This is a genomic window from Pseudorhizobium xiangyangii (assembly GCF_020531965.1).
In the GTDB taxonomy this organism is placed as follows: Bacteria; Pseudomonadota; Alphaproteobacteria; order Rhizobiales; family Rhizobiaceae; genus Neorhizobium; species Neorhizobium xiangyangii.
This window is the reverse complement of sequence record NZ_JAJAWH010000032.1, coordinates 35008-41602: the sequence shown is the minus strand read 5'-3', so window position 1 is coordinate 41602 and position 6595 is coordinate 35008. Positions and strand designations below refer to the sequence as shown.

At 58.0% G+C, this 6595-nt stretch carries 11 protein-coding genes and 1 pseudogene; 2 read left to right on the top strand and 10 right to left on the bottom strand.

Translation table 11 applies throughout. The features are described from left to right. The 7 genes and pseudogenes from LH464_RS21510 to LH464_RS21480 all read right to left on the bottom strand — a co-directional run. Positions 1 to 477 (bottom strand): annotated as a pseudogene (locus LH464_RS21510) (hypothetical protein); the annotation flags it as partial. Beyond that, the gene (locus tag LH464_RS21505; RefSeq protein ID WP_226788468.1) at positions 474 to 686 is read right to left on the bottom strand and encodes a helix-turn-helix domain-containing protein; all 213 of its coding nucleotides are present in this window, start codon (positions 684 to 686) and stop codon (positions 474 to 476) included. The gene LH464_RS21505 and the pseudogene LH464_RS21510, both read right to left, overlap by 4 nt. Beyond that, complete coding sequence (locus tag LH464_RS21500; protein WP_226788467.1) at positions 683 to 1090, bottom strand: HNH endonuclease signature motif containing protein; 408 nt, start codon at positions 1088 to 1090, stop codon at positions 683 to 685. The genes LH464_RS21505 and LH464_RS21500 overlap by 4 nt, the downstream gene beginning before the upstream one ends. A 100-nt stretch (positions 1091 to 1190) precedes the next feature. After that, on the bottom strand, positions 1191 to 1595 hold the full coding sequence (locus LH464_RS21495) for a hypothetical protein (RefSeq protein ID WP_226788466.1): 405 nt from the start codon (positions 1593 to 1595) through the stop codon (positions 1191 to 1193). Then, a complete protein-coding gene (locus tag LH464_RS21490) occupies positions 1588 to 2694 on the bottom strand; it encodes a recombinase RecT (protein WP_226788465.1) in 1107 nt (368 codons plus the stop codon). The genes LH464_RS21495 and LH464_RS21490 overlap by 8 nt, the downstream gene beginning before the upstream one ends. A gap of 2 nt (positions 2695 to 2696) precedes the next feature. Further along, positions 2697 to 3692 (bottom strand): PD-(D/E)XK nuclease-like domain-containing protein, encoded by a 996-nt coding sequence (locus LH464_RS21485; RefSeq protein WP_226788464.1) that lies wholly within the window; start codon positions 3690 to 3692, stop codon positions 2697 to 2699. Then, positions 3679 to 3936 carry a hypothetical protein gene (locus LH464_RS21480; protein ID WP_226788463.1) on the bottom strand — a complete coding sequence of 86 codons (258 nt, stop codon included), beginning with the start codon at positions 3934 to 3936 and terminating at the stop codon, positions 3679 to 3681. Before LH464_RS21480 ends, LH464_RS21485 begins: the two co-directional genes overlap by 14 nt. Positions 3937 to 4030: 94 nt before the next feature. Here LH464_RS21480 and LH464_RS21475 point away from each other — a divergent pair, with 94 nt between their 5' ends. Then, entirely contained in the window at positions 4031 to 4279 is a 249-nt protein-coding gene (locus tag LH464_RS21475) for a hypothetical protein (RefSeq protein ID WP_226788462.1), read from the top strand. Positions 4280 to 4329: 50 nt separating this feature from the next. On the opposite strand, the gene LH464_RS21470 is transcribed toward LH464_RS21475, so the two are convergent. Then, positions 4330 to 4677 (bottom strand): hypothetical protein, encoded by a 348-nt coding sequence (locus LH464_RS21470; RefSeq protein ID WP_226788461.1) that lies wholly within the window; start codon positions 4675 to 4677, stop codon positions 4330 to 4332. Positions 4678 to 4740: 63 nt separating this feature from the next. Then, the gene (locus LH464_RS21465; protein WP_226788460.1) at positions 4741 to 5034 is read right to left on the bottom strand and encodes a hypothetical protein; all 294 of its coding nucleotides are present in this window, start codon (positions 5032 to 5034) and stop codon (positions 4741 to 4743) included. Between the two features lie 156 nt (positions 5035 to 5190). Here LH464_RS21465 and LH464_RS21460 point away from each other — a divergent pair, with 156 nt between their 5' ends. Beyond that, the gene (locus LH464_RS21460) at positions 5191 to 5613 is read left to right on the top strand and encodes a hypothetical protein (protein WP_226788459.1); all 423 of its coding nucleotides are present in this window, start codon (positions 5191 to 5193) and stop codon (positions 5611 to 5613) included. Between the two features lie 232 nt (positions 5614 to 5845). Here LH464_RS21460 and LH464_RS21455 read toward each other — a convergent pair whose 3' ends face one another. Continuing rightward, positions 5846 to 6553, bottom strand: a complete 708-nt coding sequence (locus tag LH464_RS21455; RefSeq protein ID WP_226788458.1) for a LexA family protein — start codon at positions 6551 to 6553, stop codon at positions 5846 to 5848. Positions 6554 to 6595 lie beyond the last annotated feature (42 nt).

The window sequence follows — 6595 nt, the reverse complement described above, 5'->3', positions numbered from 1 at the left end:
CCTGTCCGGTCCCACCAAATGCTGCACGGGCGATGGGTGGTCGAGCAATTCAAGGATTGCGTCACTCTGCATCTTCGCTGGCGTCTCCTCCGCTTCCCCTCGCTTGGAGAGGGTGGAGAGGATGCGGGTCTCGTAGTCGGATTGGGCGGCGGCTTTTGCGTCTTCTAGTGATGACCCAGAGAGTTTCCCGCAGTGCATCTCAGGAGCGCGGTAATAGGCATGCCCCGAGATTTCCCACGTGGACCATTGGCCAAGAAGGCTCTGGGCATAATCCGTGTAGTGCCCTTGGGGACCCTCAACCCACTCCAGCGGCTTCACCGCCACCGGCTCCGCTTCCCCTCGCTCTAGGGTGAGAGCTGCGAAGATGGTCGAAGCCATCTCTAGGCGATCATCTTCAGAAAATGTCGAGCCGCCACCAATCTTGCTGGCGATCAGGGAAATTCTCGCGTCCGTCACCATTGCCTTGTCTGTGTTCATGGCTGAACTCCCAGCTTTTCGCCGCAGCACAGGCATTCACCAACCCACGGGCCAATCTTCCGAGCCACGTCGAGCGAGATAGGCTTGTAGCTCTCGATGCGGGAAAGCGTTGCTGGTGAAATGCCGAGTTCGCCGGCCATCTGCCGAACGCCGATCTTTCGCACCTTGCGGATTCGGCGAAGTTCGTTGCATGCGTCTTGGTAGCTCATGGCTTTGCCTCGTAGAGTGAGCGATTGGGGAGCGGAGGAAGGCCCTTGTTCGGGTCTCGCGGCTCGCGGGTGCGGAGTGTGCTGTTGGCTGGGATCGGCTGCGACTTCTTCTTCACGCCGCGAGCCTTGTCCTGCATGCGTACTGTTCGCGCCGCCATCGGGATATCGTGGTTGGCCGTCTTCCAGCGATGACACTTGATGCAAACGGACGCGCAGTTCTCCAGGCTGTTATCCTTGGAGTTGGCATCGAGAACGATGTGATCGAACTCCACGCCGTAAGCCAGATCCGAATTGCATCGGCGCCCCGGCTCAAGTCCGTACATCGCGCCGACGGCCTCGCATTTATAGCCCGAGCGGGAAAGAGCCTCGCGCATGGTCTTCTTGGTGAACTCACGACGACTCATGACCGCACCCCCTTCCGCTGCCGTGCGATGTACCGAGAGTTGGACTGGGCACCTTTCCAAGCGCACCAGCCGCGGATTGCGCGGAGCACGCATGAGAGATTCATGTCGCACCGCCTTTCGGAGCGTCCGGGAGAGGATGCCACATGACAGGGGTGACGATGAGTTCTCGCATCTCGTATGGCGGGTCTTTGTGATGCCGGCTGTAATACGTCGCCACCACTACCCACTTACCGTCCCGGTAGAATCCTTCGCCAGTTGTCCAATCTTCTGGGTTCCATGCGAGGTAGACCGGAAGACCATTCTTCTCGGCGGTTTCTATCGGTTGCCACTGGTCGCGCTGGCGGTCGGCAACGATGGCCCTCGCAATCTCGGTGACATAGACATCACGGATCATCTTCTGGCCGTCCACAGCCCGCTCAATCTTCTCGATTGTGATCTGAGACTGAGCGGACGCAATTATATCCTCTGCCGCCTGCATGATGTCTTCGGGTATCTGCTCAGCCATTGGCCTTGCCTCCCAGATCCTCGACGGTGCATCCGAGACCTTCGGCATGGAATTGGATCGCCGCGTCCATGTCTGCTTGACCGTTGAAAATTGCCCGCATCGATCTGGAGATGCCCTTGGCCTTCTCCTGGTTGGCGGCGGACATGGCCTTGATCTCGGCAGCCCATTCCTTCTCGATCACGGACAGAGCCGCGCCGTTCGTGTCTGGATCGCCAGCCATGGGCAGAACGTCCTTGGCGTACTGGATCAGCCGTTCGATCTCTGGATCGCGTGACGTGGTCGAGGAGGCGGATGGGACGGGATCACCCTCCTCCTCACTGTCTGGCAACGCAGGGGAGTCGTTGCCAGTGTCCGACGTGCTGGGGGTCTCGTCGTCGTCGGAATTGGGGTCCAGAATTTCGCCCGTGAGAGCGTCGTGGGGCTGGTCGGCGCTGATGTCACCCGTCCACGTCCGATTGCCGCCCTGAGGCTCCTGTGGGGGCGTATAGACGTCATCAGAGAACGGATCGAATGCCGGTGTGACGTCCTTAGCCTTATCGGGTCCGCGGAAGTCTTCAGCTTCGTCTCGGTCATACACGCCAAGCAGAACTTCCGGCGTGTAACGGCGCGCCCATGACCTGGCCGAGTAGTACCCGAGTTGCTGCTGTGGGTCCGTCTTCCAAAGCGGAGAATTCTTCGTGGTGATCGAGCCGACCGACGGCGAGGTGTAGGCGTATTCCTCGCCCTCCAGAATGCCTGTCACGGTGCAGGTGAGGGTGTTTCCCTCGCCGTCATAGGTGTACTTGAGCCGGCCCTTGATGCCCGATCGTGTGTTGACCACGGCGGCGATCAGCTGCGCTTCATAGGCGAGAACGTCCTTCACCTTGTAGGACTTCTGAGCGACCGAGAATGGGTCGAAATTCCACTTGAGCGCCTGCATGGTGATAGCGGCGCAGTCCGGCGCGTTCCCGCGCAGATACTGAGGGATGCCCGCGTTCGACTGGCACATGAACTTGGCGAACTCGACAATGTCGCTGAGGGTTTGAGGCGTGACGGCGAATCCGTTGTCGCCTCCTGTGATGGCGACCTGAGCGCCCAGCTTCGGTGTGATCTGGTTCATTCTCATTCTCCCGTCATGAGGCGCTGCTGGTACCAAACCGGCAAGTCGGTATCGGTGAGTTCGTCCAGCTGTGTGGTGGGTACCCAAGCGGCGTCAGTCCCGAACTCGGTCATGTATCGGGTGTAGTTGCCGATCGCTTTGGTGATCATCTGGCGCGCATAGCCGAACAGCGGATTTTCAGGCGACAGCTTGATGCCGTGCGAAATCGGTGCGCCGTCCTTCTGGTAGAAGACGAACACAAACCAGAATGTCCTGTTGCCGGCGACGTTGATCAGCCACGGCATTTGCTCATCCGGGACGTTGTAGACTTTGCCCTCGCGGATGAGGTGGGCCATCTGCATCCTACCGTGACGGTAATGCTCGGCCGATACGATGTAATCGTAGCTGGCGATGGCATCACGGCATGCCTTGCCGAATTCCTTGCCGTGCATATTGGCGAGGGACTTCAAGTCGGTGATGACGTTGGTCTTCAGGTAGTCGAACCGGCACTTGTAGCGAACGCCGTCTTCGGTCCAGAAAACCGAGACCTCAGGCACACCGCCCTCAAAGGCATTGGCGAGTGTCTTGTTCGCCTTGATGAAGGCTGCAGCTGCCAGGATCTTCGACCAGTCCTTGAACTTGACCGGCACCTTGCCGTCGGCCTTGATCTTCGCAATCTCCTCCATGCCGTCCTTCCGGTTGCCGGGAAGGTGCTGTGGAGCGTGGTGGGCCTTGAACTTGTCGACGCCTTCCAGAACACACTGGTGGAACTGACGGCCGAAGATTTTCGCGGGTGTATCGTCGTCTTCCGGTCGCGCCGGGTTGAGCGGGGAATCCCACCAGTAGTCGGGGGCGTTGTCGATCAGCTTCTTGATGCCGGTCGATCCAAGAGCTGGGTCCGAATGGTAGACGTGATCCGCCATCCCGAAGTAGACCCCATCAGGGATAAATTTGAACCGCTCCTTGAGAGCCTCGACGTGCGGGTTGAGCGTGATGCCGGATGTGTTATCGGCTGGCATGAATATGCTCCTGGTTGGCGCGGTCCTGCCCCGCGTAGTGTTTGTTGAGGTAGACCGGCACGAATACGGCGGCGGCTATAGCGCCCATGCCGATTGCGACGGTGAGGATGTGACGGAATCCGGGGGTGAATACGCCGGTCATGTCCGAGGACTTTGCGAACCGGCCGAGCGGTTGAGCCTTGGACTTGCAGACGCCGTCTTCGCATGTCTCGGCAAAGGCGTTCATTGGGCAGCAGTCAGCCATGGGAGCCTCCTGCTAGGGCGGCACTGGCTGCGCGGAGGTTGCCCACCGTAAGACGCGGAGCGCGGTTGTGGCGGTCCATCGGACGGAAGATGTCTTGATCTGTCTCGTCTTCACCAATGTCGTTTTCGGCAACATCAGCGAACGGCGCCAGCGCAGCCTTCAGCCGCTCTATCTCGGCATCCTTGGCGGCGAGGGCGGACCTGTGGGCGACAATGGTTTCTTTGTGCGCATCCGTGGCAGCCTTAAGGATGGCGTTGCGGACATACCACTCAGGCTGCTCGGTCTCTTTTATGAAGGGAGCACAGTCGCTGTTGCGGACTATGAACCTCTCGCCGTTGGATAGCTCTGTGTCCAAGAAGGAAAGGTAGATATCTCTGGGGTTAACGCCTTTCATCACGCGATCCCCTGAATACGGTGGGAAAGCGTGGAGTGCTCTCGAGCGGCGTTGTAGACGGGCCGGTCGGATTGCTCGTTGAACGTCCAACGGTTGGCCGCATCAACGACCTCTTCCGTGATGCACTCGACAGACCCGTCAGACATGCAGACCCGAAGAACCTTCATGATGCTGCAGTCGGCGGTATCGCGAATGCACTTCGCGACGTCGTCGTAGGTCTGGAACGTCTGGCGCTCGATCTCCAAGCTGCCTCTCCAGATTTCGCGGAGGTGATTTAGCTCCTGCTCAACGATGACGATAAGCTGCTCGTCTTGGCGAATGACTGGGCCTTGCTTGAAATGTCGCATGTGCATTCTCCTGAGATTGATCGCTGTCAGGTGGATGGGGGTCATTGCACTTCCCCTGATGGTTCAGGCTTCGAAACCGGTCGCGTCATAGAAGTGATGCTCATGGACCATCAGCATCACGAGGCGCGTCTGGCCGTCCCGATAGTCGGGGATGCGGGTTTGGACATGGGTGGTATTGACCGCGACCACCTCGTGGATTTCGCCGGTGTAAGAGCGGTCGTGGATCATAAGATTTGGCGAGATCGTGACCTTCATTCCGATTTTCAGGTCTGCCGGATCAATGCCGGGGATAAACCCGGTCTTGGCAAACAACTGCCACTCGACTTTCCGACGCTCCATTGCTTCGAAATCTATCATTCCCGTTCCCTTCGTTTCCTTGAGGCGGAAGATCTGGCTGGGCCGTCTTCGTTCCGCTTTCGATAGGGACAACATACGCGGGACAAATCCCGAATGCAAGGGAATAATCCCGAAATTATCTTGCTTCTTCGGGAAACGTCCCGTATGTGTTTGGGAATGAAGCCGGAAAATTTTCAAGCAGGACTGTCTGGAAAGCATCGCGAACTGCCGCGCGTGCAAGCGATTCGCTACCCGTATCGCTGGGAAGATTCCGGGATCAAAAGGGTCCAGCAATTCAAAGACTGGCGGCACATCGCCATGCAGGTTCTGCAGCGGTCAAAGGGATCGTTCCGCGTCGTCGCGATCATGGACGAAGCGTTCGATTTTGAGACATGCGAGTGCCTGAAGACCGACGAAGAAATTGCTCTGGAAGCTGGTAACTGCACCGTGAAAACCATCCAGCGCGACCTGCGGGCGCTGCGCCAGGCAGGCTTGATTCTCTCGGAAACACACTGGATCAATAAGGGCGGCAAAAAGGTGAAGGGCAGGCGAGTACGCCTCGCTGTGCCGAGCGACTTGACCGGCATCAACGTCCGCTGACTTCCGACAACCCCTCTCAAAAGAAGAAGCGTTAACCTAACCTCGAGATTTGACGTTCAATCGGGGTTACGGCAGGCGCGATAGCGACTGCGCTGGGTCAAGGGACGAAGTTCCTTGCGGGGTATGGGGTAGAACCCCATGAGTATTAGGGCGCGCGCGCACGCGTAAGGAGGGACCACGGTTGTCCGTATGAATCGGTCAAATCATACGGACCACGGTTGTCCATACGAATTTAGATGATCGTTCGCTTATAGCTGCCGGTCACGATGCCTCGCACAAGGATCTCCGTACCGACGTCGCCCTCGATCTTGATGGGCTTGTGTTTCGGATTGGAACTGCGAGGGGCGAGCATCTGGACGCCGTTAATAGTCTCAACAGCCTTCAGGGTCATTTCCACCAGTGGGCCGTTATGCCGCTCCACATGCAGGATATGCCCGTCCTTGATCGTGACGCCGCTGTCCCAGAAATCCACGCATGTCACATAGCTGCCATCGGGATATTCGAGATCCATCGAATCGCCCTCGACATGCAGCGCGTACTGGCGAGCGTGCGGGAATCGTGCGTCTCGGGCTACGGGAATTATTTCGTGCTCTGCATGTTCATCGATGATGCTTCGGTCCACCCAATTTCCTGCCTGGATCTTACCAATAACGTCCAGACCGATAACGGTACTCGCCCGTTTCACGGTCTGCTCCTCCGAGCTATCAGTAAAAAACCAATCCGGCGTGGTGTCCAGAGCGGAGGCTAATTTAGCAATGTTCTCGACGTTGGGGCTGCGTGTCTTCCCGCGGAGGATATCGCGAACGTAGCTGTCCCCGAGGCCAGCCTTTTTCGCGGTCTGAAGCGCGTTCAAACCGAGCATATCCATACGGGTGCGGAGGCGTTTCTGTAGGGATGTTTCCATGCTGCATTTTCTCATTTCGGGAAATATCACGTCCATCGGGAAGTATCCCTTGACAATTAGGGACAAATCCCGAATATG